Source organism: Lysinibacillus sp. FSL K6-3209, assembly GCF_037976175.1.
In the GTDB taxonomy this organism is placed as follows: domain Bacteria; phylum Bacillota; class Bacilli; order Bacillales_A; family Planococcaceae; genus Lysinibacillus; species Lysinibacillus sphaericus_D.
On sequence record NZ_CP150264.1, the window covers coordinates 2736374 to 2752395 of the forward strand.

A 16022-nucleotide genomic window follows, 5' to 3' on the forward strand; every position below is an offset into this window, starting at 1 on the left:
TATTGATAGTTTAGGAGATGCTATAAAATGAATCAACAACAAAATAAAAACCGTGCTTTTGGTTTTATGCTTGTCATTCTTGGTGCAAGCTTTTGGGGAATTGGCGGAACAGTTGCGCAAAAACTATTCCAGCAAGAACATATTGAAGTTGGTTGGCTCGTATCGAGCAGACTGCTTGTTGCTGGTATCTTGTTAATTGCCATTTACAAAATAACACATCGTCACCAATCCATTTTTGTTATGTGGCGAACAAAGCAAGATGCATTCAGACAAATTCTCTTTAGTCTACTGGGTATGCTTGCTGTGCAATATACATATATGATGTCCATTGCAATCGGAAATTCTGCTGTAGCGACTTTATTACAGTATTTAGCGCCACTTTTCATTATCAGTTACTATATTATTAAAAAATACAGTAAACTCACCAAACAAGATGGCATTGCTGTATCACTTACACTAATCGGTACGACTTTATTGCTAACAAACGGTTCATTTTCCACGCTTTCTGTTCCGTTTATGAGTGTATTTTGGGGTGTGTTATCCGGTCTGGCTGTCGCTTTTTATACATTGTATGCCGTACCGCTTTTACAACAATTTCATTCTTTACTTGTAGTCGGTTGGGCGATGCTCATTGGGGGTGTCACCATGAGCATATTCTATCAACCATGGCACATTGAGCTATCGACCTGGACATTTGCGACTACTGCTTATTTTTTCTTTATCATTATTTTTGGTACGATGCTTGCATTTTGGTTTTATATTGCCAGTTTGCATTACCTATCCCCAAAAGAAACAAGCTTACTTGGTAGTTTGGAACCTTTAATGGCCGTCATCACAAGTGTTCTTTGGCTGCAAATTCCATTTGGGGGCTTCCAAATGATTGGCACATTACTGATTCTATGTATGATTTTATATCTTACAGTGTTTCAGAAGAAAAACTTAGAATTGTAATTTAAACCCAGTTTAATAGTAAATAACTCTGAAATTTGATTATTCAAAAAATAATTAGTCGTAAACTACTATACGAGAACATTTCCACCATGAAATTATATATAAAATTTACATATTTCGTATATCTTTTCTCCTTGTTTGTCCAGTATACTAAAAAATATCAAGAAGTTAAGGAGGCTATCTATGAATAAAAAAGTTATTTTCTTCGAAGTACAAGGCGGCACTGACAAGGGACCTGACGGCTACAGACTTGATACAATGCCGATGGTCAATGCACTTAAACAACGTGGACAAGATGCGGAAGTAATATTTTTTGAAGTAACAAAAAAGGACGAAATTTTTGACTACGTAAAAGAAAATGGCGTTGCCTATGTATCTCGCATTAATCCTGGTAATTTAGAACATGAGGAAGAATATTTCGAGATGCTACGAGAGTTATGTGCAGCAGGTGTTATTGGCATGCCTCATCCGGATGCAATGATTGGTTACGGTTCGAAAGATGTATTATCGAAATTAGTATCTACAAATTTAGTACCAGATGATACATTTGCTTATTACACGATTGAGGCATTTAAAGCACAATTCCCTACTTCCCTTGCACTGACGGAACGTGTCTTAAAGCAAAATCGAGGTTCAACTGGCGAAGGTATTTGGCGAGTAAAATTAGTCGAGCCCCTTGCTGCTGGCATAACAGAAGTACCTCTTGATGCCAAAATTAAATGTACTGAAGCAAAAGATAATCATGTAGAGTATTGGGAGCTAGGTGCATTTATGACGTTTTGTGAGCAGTACATTACAGGCTCAAATGGAATGTTAATTGATATGCGCTTCCTTCCTCGTATTACTGAAGGCGAAATCCGCTTATTTATGTTGCGTGACAAACCCGTTCACGTGGTACATAAAAAACCAGCCGATACTGAAGATGCCTTTAGTGCTACACTTTTCTCTGGTGCGCAATATCGCTACGATAAGCCAGAAGATTGGGAACAACTTGTACAAAACTTCTTAACACAGTTACCACTCGTTACCAACTTATTAGGTAATTATGATTTACCACTTATTTGGACAGCCGATTTTATGCTAGATACAAATGAGGCAGGCGAAGATTGCTATATTTTAGGTGAGATGAATTGTTCTTGCGTAGGCTTCACTTCTGAACTCACTTTGGCACATCAAGTAGCGGAAGAAATCATCGCTTGCATTGAGGAACATCGCACAATTTCAGCATAACGATGAGGACAACTTAAAAAGAGGCTGGGACATAAGAGAAAAAGTGTTAGATTGACTGCCATCAATCTAACACTTTTTTGCTATGCCGTTGTTGTCCGCTACGGCGGTGCTTTCCGCGGGCACACCGTAAGCCGCAACCCTCGCTAACGCGCGGTCTGTTGCGTCTAACATTATGTGCTGTTCCCGCTGGAGTCACCGCCTTCGCTACCAACAACTAGTGAACACTTCTAATTTTTTTAATTGCAAAAGCAAGAATAGCTAAGGTCTCCATATAGCAAAAAATTATGAACACCTTTCGTCTGTTTCTTAAATTTTTTTAGTTATGTCCCAGCCTCTTTTGACAATTTATCTGTACATTTTAATTCCTTGAATAAATTCATAAATAAAGTAACCTGCGAAACCAATTAATAACATTCCTGATATCATTGTCAGGATTTTAATCATTTTTCGACTCATCGCCTTACGCGTAACCGAAACTATAGTCATTAAACCTATGTCGTGCAGTAAAATACCACTAAGTATACCAGCAGCTATTACTAGGAAACTTGCTGACTCTCCTTTGTCATACGATTTTGCTAGAACTACACCGAATACATTTACCCAAAAAACAAGGTTTCCTGGCGAAATGGCTACCAGAAGCCCATTGCGATACGATGTGAAAAATGATTTTGTTACCTTTTCACCCGCTAGCGTAATGTCTTGATCGGCATTTTTGATCGAATCTAACCCAAGTAAAAACAAGAAGCCGGCGCCAATAATCCACATAGGCAGCTGAATTAGCGGCATAGCTAATATAGAAGCAAGCCCCATACACAGAGCAAAAACTAATACTACATCAACCGTCATACCGCCAAGACCTACTGCCCAGCCATGCATAAAGCCATTTTTTAGCCCCTGCTTAGTCATTTCGACCGTAATGGCACCTACAGGCATGGCTATAGCAAGCCCTACTAATACATACGCAACATATAAACTCAAACAAACACTTCTTTCATGCAATAAAATAAGCTTCTTACGTCCGTTTATAATCCTATTCTAGCATAAAAATACAGGAATGTAGTGCCTGCCACTCAAAAAATTTATAAATATACAATTGATTATCTACTGAAACGCCCGTCGTAACGCATATTTACTAAGTGCCAGTCACTCAAACAATTCATAAATATACAAGTAAACTCTGCATAAACGCCCTTGGAAAACTATGATAGATTATTAAAAAAGCTCGTCCTTATAGCATTTGTTTCTTCCACTGTGTTAGTAAATCCTCTGACTTAGCAATGTCCACCTTTAATGCCACTTGCTTAGCAGAGCAGCGTTTTTTGGCTTTCGACCAAGCTTCCTCTAGTGCCGGTAAGTAACTTAAATTTTTGGTAGCTGCAACTAACTGGAAAAAGATATTCCCTTGAATATAATACCAACGAGCATTCATGCCATCTAGCTGAATCGCCTCTTCAATAAGACGTAGTGCCAAATACGGGCTCGCTTCCATATGATTAATAAATTGCGCAAATGCTCCCCAATACAGTGCTATATTCGGTTGTAATTTAATCGCTTCCGCATATTGTACCATTGCTTTATCAGGCTCTTTTGCGAGTACAAAATATTCAGCCATTGTATAGTAAGCATTGGCCTGCGCTTCGATAGACCCTGCTAATAATTCATCTACTACTCGACCAAATTGCTCATCGTCCTGACTGCCAATATAGGCACTAAGGACATCACGCTCTGGATACGATCCATCCGCACGTTCGACACTTTGCTTCACATTATCTGCAGTGTGGACTGGCATAGTAGCATAGCCATTAGCCTCTAAAAGTGCCACATGCTGTTGAATAATAGAATAAGAATCATCTGCTTCAAATGATTCGTCCTTTAATAATGCCTTCGCCAAGGTATAGCTTTCTTTCACTTGTCCACTGACAAATAATTCATTTATTAGTTGTACCTGTTCATTAAATTGATTGATCACGATAAAATCCTCACCTTCACCAAAGAGCTTTCTTATTGGTAGTTTACCATCTTTAGAGCGAAAAACAGCAATAATCATAAAACCAATGCATTCTTATGCTGTTTTTTTAATATAAATAATGTCATCCTACTTGCAACGCCATGAAAAATAATCTGTTTCAAGCGTATTGTAACGTCAGCTTCAAAAAGCACCATTCATCAATTCCATAAAAAATAGCCATTATTCCCATACGAAATTTAGATAAATCCCTCCATCTGTCAAACTTTTTCACATAATAATAGTTATTATTTGGATATTTTTTCTGAATTATGAGATAATTGAAGTAAAATAGTTTCATCTTTGGGGCAAGTAAATTTTATTTTAGGAGGGGCTTGCTATGAATAAAGGTTTTCATCTGTTATTACTTATTATGGGCAATTTATTAACACTTGGAGCCATTTTTATTTATGCTGTGCAAAGTCAAGTGCAAGTGGCCTTCAGCACCTATGGCCTCGTGATGGGATTATTAAGTACGCTGTTAATCATTATTTTTTATTTATGGGGCGATGCAGAACCCCACCTTTGAGTGCCAGTCACTCAAACAATTTTCAAACAATTTAAGGTGCATGACTACTAAGTAAAAATCCATGGAGACTTCTGCTAACTATGCTAAAGCATAACGCAATAACTCAACTATAAGAGTTGGTGTGACTTATGTATTACAGGCAGAATACACAGTGGATTTTTACGCGTTAGTTGATCAGCTATCGGGGGTATCTCCCCTCTAATTACGGCTAATAAATGTTGAAATAAAAAATTTTTTGTAGAAATTTAAAAACAATGATTGAGTAGTAAATCAATTTTCTGTATAATCAGCTTGTTTGACAATACTTTATATGAACTTGGGGGTAGACAATTGGGTAAAGCATTGATTATAGGAGCTGGCGGAGTAGCCAGTGTTGTGGTACACAAGTGTGTTCAAAATTCGGACGTATTTGAGGAAATTTGTATCGCAAGTAGAACTGTTTCAAAATGTGACGCTCTAAAAGAAAAACTAGACGGCGGAAAAACAAAGATTCATACTGCACAGGTAGACGCTGACAATACAGATGAATTAATCGAACTTATTAAAAGTTTCGGACCAGATGTTGTCATTAATGTAGCGTTACCTTATCAGGACTTAACGATTATGGATGCTTGCTTAGCGACAGGTGTGCACTATGTGGATACTGCAAACTACGAGCCACCTGAAACGGCAAAATTTGAATATAAATGGCAATGGGCTTATAAAGAGAAGTTTGAAAAAGCTGGCTTAACGGCATTACTTGGTAGTGGTTTTGACCCTGGTGTAACAGGCGTTTTCACAGCACATGCTCAAAAACATGAATTCGACGAAATCCACTATATCGATATCGTAGATGCCAATGCTGGTGACCACGGTTATCATTTTGCAACAAACTTCAATCCAGAAATCAATATTCGCGAAATTACAGCGAATGGTCGTTACTGGAAAGAAGGCGAGTGGATTGAAACAGCACCACTTGAGAAAAAAGAAGTTTATAACTTACCAGAAATCGGACCAAAAGATATTTACCTGCTATACCATGAAGAATTAGAATCAATTGCTAAAAACATTAAAGGTCTAAAACAAATTCGATTCTGGATGACATTCTCTGAAAAATACTTAACACATTTAAAAGTGCTAGAGAATGTAGGCATGACTTCTATTGAGCCAATCGAATTCGAAGGGCAAATGATTCAGCCAATCCACTTCTTGAAAGCAGTATTACCAGATCCAGCATCACTAGGACCACGTACAAAAGGTAAAACAAATATCGGCTGTATTATCCGTGGTTTAAAAGATGGCAAGGAAAAAACGTACTACGTATATAACGTATGTGACCATGAAGCGTGCTATAACGAAGTTGGTTCACAAGCGATTTCTTACACAACTGGCGTACCAGCAATGATCGGTGCAATGCTTGTTATGAACGGTCAATGGCAAAAACCAGGTGTTTGGAACGTAGAAGAATTCGATCCAGATCCATTTATGGATGCATTAAATAAATGGGGTCTACCATGGCAAGAAAGCCATAACCCAGAATTACTTGACTTAGAGATCGAAGCGAAGGAAAGTAGCCGATGAAACCAATTGATTTCACAAAAGTTCCATCACCTTCTTATGTAGTGGATGAACGACTATTAACAAAAAATCTTGAGCTTTTAAAGTCGATACAAGATCGTACGGGCTGCCGTATTTTACTTGCTCTAAAAGGGTTTTCTATGCATTCAACATTCCCTTTAGTTGGTGAATACTTAGCTGGGATTACATCAAGCTCACTTTTTGAAGCACGTCTTGGCTATGAAAAAATGGGCAAAGAAGTTCATGTCTATGCTCCTGCTTATGTAGAGCATGAAATGGACGAGCTTCTAGGCTATGTTGATCACATCGTCTTTAACTCTTTCAACCAATGGGCACAGTACAAGGATAAAGTAAAAGCTGCTGGCAAAACAATTGAATGTGGTATTCGTGTTAATCCTGAGTACTCTGAAATTGAAACAGCACTATACGATCCTTGCTATACGAACTCTCGTCTTGGTACAACATTAGCTAACTTCGACAAATCTCAGCTTGACGGTATTGATGGCTTACACTTCCACGCAATGTGTGAGCAAAACTCTGATACATTAGAGCGTATAATTGAAAAAGTCGAAGAAAAATTTGGTGATGTTTTACATCAAATGAAATGGCTAAACTTCGGCGGTGGTCACCATATCACACGTGAAGATTATGATGTAGAAAAACTAGTGAATATCATTAATTATATTCAAGATAAGTACAATCTCCTAGTGTATCTAGAGCCTGGTGAAGCAGTAGCACTGAATACAGGCTACTTAGTTGCAACGGTTCTTGATATTCAGAAAAACGGGATGGATTTAGCTATTTTAGATACATCGGCAACTTGTCATATGCCAGACGTACTTGAAATGCCTTACCGTCCGATGATTATCGGGTCAGGTCAAGCCAATGAGCTAGCATACACATATCGCCTTGGTGGACTTACATGTCTTGCAGGTGATGTTATCGGTGATTACTCATTTGAAGAACCTCTAAAACCGGGCGATCGTCTTGTCTTTACTGATATGGCACATTACTCGATGGTTAAAAACCATATGTTTAACGGTGTCAACCTACCATCTATCGTTTCGTATAACGATGAAGAAGGTATTAAAGTCATTTGTAAATTTAAGTTTGAAGACTATAGCGGTCGACTTTCTTAATTCAAATGAAAACCCCCTCCAAACATTGTGAACTGCACCCCAATTGTTAGACACATCTAACAATTGGAGGTGCAGTTTTTTAATGGCTAAATATACTGCAGAGGAAAAATTACAAGCAGCTTTACGATACTTAGAAGGCAAAGAAAGTTCACATGAAATTGCTAAATCGATTGGGACAGATCATAAGGCTATTCTAAACTGGGCTAAACAATATGAGTATAACGGTGTTGAAGCGTTTATAAAATCATATACAAACTATACAGCACAGTTTAAACTAGACGTACTAAACTTCATGATTGAGCACGGCACGTCCTTAATAGAAACAGCGGCTATCTTTGGTATAGCAGCTCCATCGTCCATTATTCATTGGCGAAAACAGTTTGAAACAAAAGGATTCGATGCCCTTCAATCAAAGGAAAAGGGGCGTCCATCCATGAAAAAAGAAACCAATAAACAACCAAAACATACACCAGTAGAAGGCTCACCAGAAGCACTTCAAGCTCGTATCAAGCAGCTTGAAATGGAAAACGAGTATTTAAAAAAGTTGAACGCCTTAGTTCAAGCCAAAGAAACATCACCAAAGAAGACAAAGTAAAGGTCATCTATGAATTAAGGCATAAATACTCGGTGAAGGCACTTGTCGAATTCGCACAGATTCCACGTAGTACGTATTATGACATAGTGAAGAAACTGAATCGTCCCGATCCAGATACCGACTTAAAGGCTGAAATTCAATCCATCTATAACGAACATGAAGGCCGTTACGGATACCGTCGCATTCGTGATGAACTCGCAAATCGTGGACGAAGAGTGAATCATAAGAAAGTACAACGTATCATGAAAACACTTCGTTTAAAGTGCGTAGTCAGAATGAAAAAGTATAAATCATATAAAGGGACAGTCGGTAAAATCGCACCGAATATTTTAGACCGCAAATTTACAGCTGAAGCCCCTAATGAAAAGTGGGTAACAGATATTTCAGAGTTTAAATTGTTTGGTGAAAAACTCTATTTATCCCCTGTTTTAGACTTATTTAACGGAGAAATTATTACTTACACAATTGGTCATCGACCAACGTATTCACTTGTCTCAGAAATGTTGGAGAAAGCATTAGAGAAGTTACCAGAGGAACGCCAATTACTGATGCATTCCGATCAAGGCTGGCATTATCAAATGAAGCAATACCGTCACGCACTTGCATCAAAAGGCATTGTGCAAAGTATGTCACGTAAAGGCAACTGTTATGACAACTCGGTGATGGAGAATTTCTTTGGGATTTTGAAATCGGAATTCCTTTATTTAAAGGAGTTCGAAAGTGTTGAGCATTTTAAATTGGAACTTGAAAACTATATAACGTATTACAATACGAAACGAATTAAGGCAAAATTAAAACTGAGTCCGGTACAATACCGAACTCAGTTTACCCAAGCTGCCTAAATGAAATAACCGTGTCTAACTTTTAGGGGTCACTTCATTGGAGGGGGTTTTCATGTTATTCCTTTTGTTTGTCAAAACTTATGCTTCTATGTTTTCTTTTTCATTTTCCAGCATTTTGTGTAAATAATTGATAATTTCTCGAATGCCATCTAAAGAATTTACAAGAATTTTAGGATCTACATACGTAATCATACGGTTTTCTAAATTGGCCACTGCCGTAAAGTAACGTGTTTTGGAATAATTAACAAGCCCCATTTGCTTTAAAATGGACTCATCTAAATCAAGAATTTCACGTGCCTCTGTTACGAGCAAGCCGTAGTTCACGACATCCGTATTGAGGACAATAATACGTGCTGTAGCCGCGTTTGACGAACGATTATAGAGAATGCGCTCAAAATCTAATACAGGAATTAGCTCTCCTCGATTTCTTGTAAAACCTAATAAATAATTTGGTAAATGTGGAATAGGCGTTATTTGCTCTAATTTTTCAATTGAAATTGCTTGCTCCACTGGTACTGCATATTCTTCTGTACCACAAGCGAAAACTACTGCCTTGACACTTTCCATTAGGTCACTTCCTTCTTTTAGCGCTCGTGTTTAGCTGACTCTTTCACAATTTCCACAAGTAAATCTGCTAGTTTTTCTAACTCTTCTACAGGAATCTTTTCATTTGTTGTATGAATATCTTCATAGCCTACTGACAAGTTCACAGTAGGGATACCAAAGCCTGCAATAATATTAGCATCTGATCCGCCACCAGATATACCTAGCTGTGGCGTGCGGTCAATGTTGCGGGCTGCTGCCATTGCTACTTGAACGACTTTATCTGACTCTGTAACGCGGAAACCTGGATACATTAGTTTCACTTCTATCTCTGCACGTGCCCCCATTGCAGCGGCAACTTGTTCAAACGTATCTTGCATATGTTTCGTTTGAGCGTCAAGTTTTGACTTATCAATAGAACGTGCTTCTGCTAAAATTGTTACTTCATCGCACACAATATTCGTTGCTTGACCACCTTCAAAGCGACCAATATTAGCCGTTGTTTCTTCGTCCAAACGCCCAAGCTTCATTTGTGCAATACATTTTGACGCAACTGTAATCGCTGACACACCTTTTTCAGGCGCAACGCCTGCATGCGCTGTTTTGCCGATGATTTTGGCAAAAATTTTCGCTTGGAATGGCGCTGCTGTCACGATTCCACCTACTTTGCCATCACTATCTACCGCAAAGCCGTATTTTGCACGAATAATTGAAGGGTCCAATTCTTTCGCCCCCACAAGTCCGCTTTCTTCTCCTGCTGTAATGATGAACTCAATATCACCATGTTCGATTTGTTGTTCTTTTAAGCGTTTTACCATTTCAAACATCGCTGCTAGACCCGCTTTATCGTCCGCGCCTAAAATCGTTGTGCCATCAGAAACGATATAACCATCTTCACGAAGAGACGGTTTAATGCCCTTTCCTGGTACAACTGTATCCATATGAGAAGTAAAATAGATAGGCTCAATGTCTAATGAACCTTTTAATGTCGCAATAATATTGCCAGCTCCATGACCATTTCGAGTATGTGCATCATCTTGCACTACTGTAAAACCAAGTGCTGTTAATTTGTCGATTAATACCGGCGCAATTAGTTGTTCATGTTTTGTTTCTGAATCGATTTGTACGAGCTCAAAAAACTCTTCTACTAAACGACTTGTCATGTTGTAAGACTCCCTTGATTTACGTGTTTTCCACGTCATAATATAAGTATTAGTTTAGCACAATGACTGAAGAGTTGGAATAATACGCTAGTAGTAACTTCTTTATTTTGTCTTTTCATTCCGTAGAAATCCATGAATCGTTGGTAACCCTTTAGAAGCGCCCTAGCGTTCACAGCAAAAAAAGGGGCTGGGACATAACTAAAAAAATTTAAGAAACAGACGAAAGGTGTTCATAATTTTTTGCTATATGGAGACCTTAGCTATTCTTGCTTTTGCAATTAAAAAAATTAGAAGTGTTCACTAGTTGTTGGTAGCGAAGGCGGTGACTCCAGCTCAGAACAGCACATAATGTTAGACGCTGGCATTCCGCGCGTTAGCGAGGGTTGCGGCTTACTGTGCTGAGCGGAAAGCACCGCCGTAGCGGACAACAACGGCATAGCAAAAAAGTGTTAGATTGATGGCAGTCAATCTAACACTTTTTCTCTTATGTCCCAGCCTCTTTTTCGCTTTTGACTCGGCTTCGCTGTTAAATTTGTAAAATCGCCTTTTTTTCTTTCTGTAATTCTTCTAAATGAGCTACTGCTTTATGATGTTTTTCCTGTAAACGTCTAATTGTATTATGTACGTCATCTTGTACACGGGATACTTGCTCTCTTGCTGTTGATATTTTTGAATGGACTGACCAAGCAGAAAAAATATCATCAAAGAAATAATCCGCAAATTTTACAAAACCGTCTGCCTCCACATGTAATGACTGGGTAGACAAATCTTGGACATCAAGCAATTCATTATGAAAACGTTGCAAGGCAATTTGGGCATTATGAAGATAACTTTCGGTTTTATCAAGCGCATCATGCTTTAAATGTGTGGCAATAATGCCACCTCCAAAAAACGTATCCCATGTAGAAAATCCGCTCGCTGAATGCAGTGATGCGGCTGCCTGACCTAATTTAGTTAGCGCAATATCCCCCGCTTCCTCTGCTTCAGTTATCTCAAAAATTAACTGCTTGGTCATCACTTCTTCATTCGCAAGCTGTTCCAATTTGTGCGCATATTCAGGCTCGTGTAATTGGAGATAGCTTTGCTTTTTTTCTTGCAGATGACTTAGCGCTTGTTGCAATTGTTTTGCATTTGATTGGGTGCGCAAATGATTCACTTGCTCCAGGTCGATTGTTAAATCATGTAGCATTTTTTTGGCTTCATTGCATTTCAATTCCAAAATAGCTGCTTTATCGACTTTCTCCGCTCTTAGCTCATCTTGTTGCCCTGTCCAAGTTCGAATCATATTCATAAATGAAAAGCCTTCTAGCTTATCAAGCTTGATTCGAATTTGATTGAGTTCTGTAGAATGTTTGGAAATTTCCTGCCTTGCATGCTCGATTTGTCCTTCAATTAAAAGCTTTTTTTCACTTAATCTATTAACATTTCTTAGCTGGGCATGAAGTTTTTCCTGCTCAGACTGTAATTGTTGCCACTCCATTCATCTCAACTCCCTTACCTATTTGTACGGGTGAACAGCAAAAATGTTTCAATTATCTGTCATTTTTTGAATATATTTTTTAGTCGTTCCATCTAAAAAAACCCAGCAGCCAACTGGCTACTGGGTTTGTCCAACTTATAGTGGAATGTTTCCGTGCTTTTTCTCTGGACGTGTTTCGTGCTTGTTTGACAACATATCTAGAGCTTGAATAAGTTTGATACGCGTATCACGAGGATCAATAACATCGTCTACCATACCACGAGATGCCGCAACATAAGGATTTGCGAATTTCTCTTTATACTCTTCAATTTTTGCTGCACGAGTTGCTTCTGGATCATCAGACTTCGCAATTTCACGAGCAAAGATAATATTTGCTGCACCTGCTGCACCCATTACTGCGATTTCAGCGTTTGGCCAAGAGAATACTAAGTCAGCACCGATTGATTTAGAGTTAAGTGCAACGTACGCACCACCATATGCTTTACGTAGAATAACTGTAATTTTTGGTACAGTTGCTTCAGAGTATGCATAAAGGATTTTCGCACCATGACGGATAATACCACCATGCTCTTGTTTTACGCCTGGGAAGAAACCAGAAACGTCTTCAAAAGTGATAATTGGCACATTATACGCGTCACAAGTACGAATGAAACGAGCTGCCTTATCTGAAGAATCGATATCAAGACCACCCGCTAATACTTTTGGTTGGTTACATACAAGACCTACAGATTCACCAGCAATACGTGCAAAACCAACTACGACATTTTTCGCAAATTCTGAGTGAACTTCCATAAATGAACCTTCGTCCACTACTTGTTCTACAACTTTACGCACATCGTATGGGCGCGTTGTTTCGATTGGCACAGTATCCACGATTTCTGGACGGTAATCGTCACCTTCTGGACGTGGTTGACGTGGTGCTTTTTCTTTATTGTTTTGTGGTAAATAGCTTAATAATTGTTTAATTTGATTGATTGCCGCTTCTTCAGATGGTGCACGGAAGTGAGCGTTACCACTTACTGCATTGTTTACTTTTGATCCACCTAGGTCTTCAGCAGAGATTTTTTCACCTGTTACTGTTTCAATTACTTTTGGTCCAGTAATAAACATTTGAGATGTTTTATCAACCATTAAGATAAAGTCTGTGATAGCTGGAGAATAAACAGCTCCACCCGCACAAGGTCCCATAATAACAGAGATTTGTGGAATTACTCCAGAGTAAATCGCATTACGGTAGAAGATATGTCCGTAACCATCAAGAGAAAGAACACCCTCTTGAATACGCGCGCCACCTGAATCGTTAATACCGATAAATGGTGTGCCGTTTTTAGCTGCTAGATCCATTACTGTCGCCATTTTTTTAGCGTGCATTTCACCAAGCGCTCCACCAAAAACAGTGAAATCTTGAGAGAATAAGTAAACTGGACGTCCGTTAATTTTACCAAAGCCTGTTACTACACCATCGCCAGGGCCTTCCATTTTGTCCATACCGAAGTCTACTGTACGGTGCGTAATGAATGGGTTAATCTCGAAAAACGTACCTTCGTCTAGTAATAATTCAATACGCTCACGAGCTGTTAATTTACCTTTATCATGTTGCTTTTCGATGCGTTCATAGCCACCGCCAAGCTCAATTACCGTCTTACGATCATATAAGTCATTAATTTTGTCGAACATATCCATACTAATCACTTTTCCCCTTTTCCACTTTTATCGCATAATTCATATAACACACCGAAAGATGATTTAGGATGCATGAAAGCAACCTCTGCGCCACCTGCACCTGGTCCTGGCTCTTCCGACAAAAGACGCACGCCTTTTTCACGAAGTTCTGCCATGCGTTCACGAATTCCTGTTACACCGAATGCAACATGGTGAATGCCTTCGCCACGTTTTTCGATGAATCCGTGAATAGCGCTTTTTTCGCTCATCGGTTCAAGTAACTCAATTTTCACATTGCCAGCGTCAATAAAAGCAACACGAACCTGTTGAGATTCAACCTCTTCCACTTTCAGCAACTTTAAACCTAAAGTTTCTGTATAATATGTAATGCGTTCATCTAGATCGCGCACTGCAATCCCAATATGGTCTACTCTCTCCATGGTGACATCTCCTTCTGTTATGGTACATAACCTATTTTACAGATTTTTTTGTCAAAACTCTACTACTTGAGAAATTTTTCAGATTTGCTAAACTATTTATAAGAAAAGAAGGAGCGAACGAGCATATGAGTAATAAAAAATTTCAAAAAGTCGTTGTTTATGCCATGATTGCCATCATGGTCATCTCATCTCTTGCATTCGGTTTATCAATGCTAGTTTAAGAAAATGCAAAGCGTCCACGCTACTGTGGGCGCTTTCTTTCTACCTTTAAACCCTTAAATGATTGCTTTATTTCTAAATACCGATCCATTTCTTCAATGAATTGATAAAGCGCTGCTTGCGCAATAAACTCTTGATGGTTTGTAGGTAAAGGTAGTTTCGCAAAATCTCTCTTCGCTAACTCTAATTTTTCCCTATAACGACCTGCCGTATTTCCAGAATGGACATGCTCCCCAAGGTCTTGGACAAAGTCTGCCACAATTTCTGCCTCTTGTACTATAACAGGTAATGCCGTTATCTTCGGGAGAACTCGTTCAATAATTTCAAGCTGTTGCTCACGCATATCGAAATAGACATAATAGTCATTTTGTCTACGAGTAAAATGATTTTCTACATCTTTAAAGGCTAATGATTTTGCATCATTCAACGTTTTGACTGCTTGAATCAGTTCCTGTCCATCCCATAACGTATCACCCTGTCTTAAATAGCTGGCAATTTCTAAAAAAATCTTACTGTACATTTCCTCTATTTTAACTCTATAGTAATTTAATTCCTTTTGAATATCTGGCATATACATATTAATGGCGATTCCCGTACCATAACCAATAGCCATCAAGGCTAACTCATTCGTTACCAAATCATACGAAAAGCCCTTAGCTGCGTAAATATGCATAATAATCACCGCACTTGATACAAAGCCATCTGCTACCTTTAACGAAACAATCGTCGGTATAAACAATACAAGCATTCCTGCCAATGTTAATGGGTGATAAGAAAATAGCTCAAAGCTCAAAAATGCATACAGCATACCAATAATGCTTGCGACAAAGCGAGTATAAGCAGCATGAAGGGATTTTTTCTTTGTTGGCTGCACACATAGAATCGTTAGAATACCGGCTGAAGCATAAGAAGCTAATTCAAAATACTGCGCAATCGCAATGGCGATCGCTGCTCCGACTGCTGTTTTTAATGTACGATAGCCGATTGAAAATTTCTTCAAGTCGACTGCCTCCCATCCTGCAGCATTCATAACGAATAGTTATTCATTAGAAGCTCATCTTATCTATTTAAACTTTTATTGTGTTGTCCATTTATTTAGCCAATATTACAAAAATTCCGAAAGGATTTGACTAAAGTGCACTAGTCACTTTAGCCAAATAACTAAAAGCTAAACTTATGTTAAGCTCACCATGTAGGTGTTAATCAAACTTTATAGCTCTTCACAATATTCTTCAAAATTTGCTTGTAAGTTTGTCACTACTGACATTGGATCATGGCCTTCGATTTCATAGCGGCCCACTTCTGCTACGACTTGTCCATCTTTTAAAAGTACAAATGATGGAGAAGATGGCAAGTGGTCTTCACCGAAGTGATAACGAGCAGCTGCTGTCGCTTCTTTATCTTGACCTGCAAAGACAGTAACTAAATGATCTGGTCTTTTATCGTAATGCACACATTGTGCTGCTGCTGGTCGAGCAATGCCCCCCGCACAGCCACATACTGAATTGACCATAACTAATGTTGTACCCGGACGAGCAAACGCCTCTTCAACAGCTTCTGGCGTGCGTAATTGCTCGTATCCTGCAGCCTCAATTTCTGCACGTGCTGTTTTTAAAATTTCTTGCATAAATAAATCGTAATCCATATTCATAAAGCGATAGCTCCTT

The 16022-nt window shown here is 38.7% G+C and carries 16 protein-coding genes; 7 read left to right on the top strand and 9 right to left on the bottom strand.

Going from position 1 to position 16022, the window contains the following annotated elements; all coding sequences use genetic code 11:
- Positions 1–27 precede the first annotated feature (27 nt).
- Together MHH88_RS13260 and MHH88_RS13265 are read left to right on the top strand one after the other, a co-directional pair.
- Positions 28–951, top strand: coding sequence for a DMT family transporter (locus MHH88_RS13260; RefSeq protein WP_339258637.1), 924 nt, complete (start codon positions 28–30; stop codon positions 949–951).
- A gap of 183 nt (positions 952–1134) precedes the next feature.
- On the top strand, positions 1135–2181 hold the full coding sequence (locus tag MHH88_RS13265; RefSeq protein WP_339258639.1) for a Cj0069 family protein: 1047 nt from the start codon (positions 1135–1137) through the stop codon (positions 2179–2181).
- Between the two features lie 345 nt (positions 2182–2526).
- Here the strand turns inward: MHH88_RS13265 and MHH88_RS13270 are convergent, their stop codons facing one another.
- Positions 2527–3159, bottom strand: coding sequence for a LysE family transporter (locus tag MHH88_RS13270; protein WP_339258641.1), 633 nt, complete (start codon positions 3157–3159; stop codon positions 2527–2529).
- A gap of 250 nt (positions 3160–3409) precedes the next feature.
- Positions 3410–4228, bottom strand: a complete 819-nt coding sequence (locus MHH88_RS13275) for a hypothetical protein (RefSeq protein WP_339258643.1) — start codon at positions 4226–4228, stop codon at positions 3410–3412.
- A 298-nt stretch (positions 4229–4526) separates the two neighbouring features.
- Between MHH88_RS13275 and MHH88_RS13280 the strand changes: the two genes are divergently transcribed.
- From MHH88_RS13280 to MHH88_RS13295, 4 genes are all read left to right on the top strand, one after another.
- Entirely contained in the window at positions 4527–4715 is a 189-nt protein-coding gene (locus MHH88_RS13280; protein ID WP_339258645.1) for a hypothetical protein, read from the top strand.
- Positions 4716–5045: 330 nt separating this feature from the next.
- Positions 5046–6275 carry a saccharopine dehydrogenase family protein gene (locus MHH88_RS13285; protein ID WP_024361143.1) on the top strand — a complete coding sequence of 410 codons (1230 nt, stop codon included), beginning with the start codon at positions 5046–5048 and terminating at the stop codon, positions 6273–6275.
- Complete coding sequence (gene nspC, locus MHH88_RS13290; RefSeq protein WP_339258648.1) at positions 6272–7411, top strand: carboxynorspermidine decarboxylase; 1140 nt, start codon at positions 6272–6274, stop codon at positions 7409–7411. The genes MHH88_RS13285 and nspC overlap by 4 nt, the downstream gene beginning before the upstream one ends.
- An 82-nt stretch (positions 7412–7493) precedes the next feature.
- Positions 7494–8848 (top strand): IS3 family transposase gene (locus tag MHH88_RS13295; RefSeq protein ID WP_337982349.1). Its coding sequence is split into 2 segments (ribosomal slippage): positions 7494–7947 and positions 7947–8848, totalling 1356 coding nucleotides; the frame shifts between segments, so codons are not numbered across the junction.
- 78 nt (positions 8849–8926) lie between these two features.
- Here MHH88_RS13295 and MHH88_RS13300 read toward each other — a convergent pair.
- The 5 genes from MHH88_RS13300 to mce all read right to left on the bottom strand — a co-directional run bounded on the left by MHH88_RS13300 (position 8927) and on the right by mce (position 14136).
- Positions 8927–9415: a CheW domain-containing protein gene (locus MHH88_RS13300; protein ID WP_069513110.1), complete on the bottom strand. Its 489-nt coding sequence runs from the start codon at positions 9413–9415 to the stop codon at positions 8927–8929.
- A gap of 17 nt (positions 9416–9432) precedes the next feature.
- Positions 9433–10554: a M20/M25/M40 family metallo-hydrolase gene (locus MHH88_RS13305; RefSeq protein ID WP_339258651.1), complete on the bottom strand. Its 1122-nt coding sequence runs from the start codon at positions 10552–10554 to the stop codon at positions 9433–9435.
- A gap of 526 nt (positions 10555–11080) precedes the next feature.
- The gene (locus tag MHH88_RS13310; protein ID WP_339258652.1) at positions 11081–12034 is read right to left on the bottom strand and encodes a hypothetical protein; all 954 of its coding nucleotides are present in this window, start codon (positions 12032–12034) and stop codon (positions 11081–11083) included.
- 135 nt (positions 12035–12169) lie between these two features.
- A complete protein-coding gene (locus MHH88_RS13315) occupies positions 12170–13717 on the bottom strand; it encodes an acyl-CoA carboxylase subunit beta (protein ID WP_069513107.1) in 1548 nt (515 codons plus the stop codon).
- Between the two features lie 5 nt (positions 13718–13722).
- A complete protein-coding gene (gene mce / locus MHH88_RS13320) occupies positions 13723–14136 on the bottom strand; it encodes a methylmalonyl-CoA epimerase (protein ID WP_069513106.1) in 414 nt (137 codons plus the stop codon).
- Positions 14137–14261: 125 nt separating this feature from the next.
- On the opposite strand from mce, the gene prli42 reads away from it, so the two are divergent.
- Positions 14262–14357 carry a stressosome-associated protein Prli42 gene (gene prli42 / locus MHH88_RS13325; RefSeq protein ID WP_152490651.1) on the top strand — a complete coding sequence of 32 codons (96 nt, stop codon included), beginning with the start codon at positions 14262–14264 and terminating at the stop codon, positions 14355–14357.
- 20 nt (positions 14358–14377) lie between these two features.
- Here the strand turns inward: prli42 and MHH88_RS13330 are convergent, their stop codons facing one another.
- Both MHH88_RS13330 and MHH88_RS13335 read right to left on the bottom strand, forming a co-directional pair.
- Positions 14378–15385: an aromatic acid exporter family protein gene (locus MHH88_RS13330; RefSeq protein WP_339258656.1), complete on the bottom strand. Its 1008-nt coding sequence runs from the start codon at positions 15383–15385 to the stop codon at positions 14378–14380.
- Between the two features lie 180 nt (positions 15386–15565).
- Entirely contained in the window at positions 15566–16006 is a 441-nt protein-coding gene (locus MHH88_RS13335; protein ID WP_024361151.1) for a BrxA/BrxB family bacilliredoxin, read from the bottom strand.
- Positions 16007–16022 lie beyond the last annotated feature (16 nt).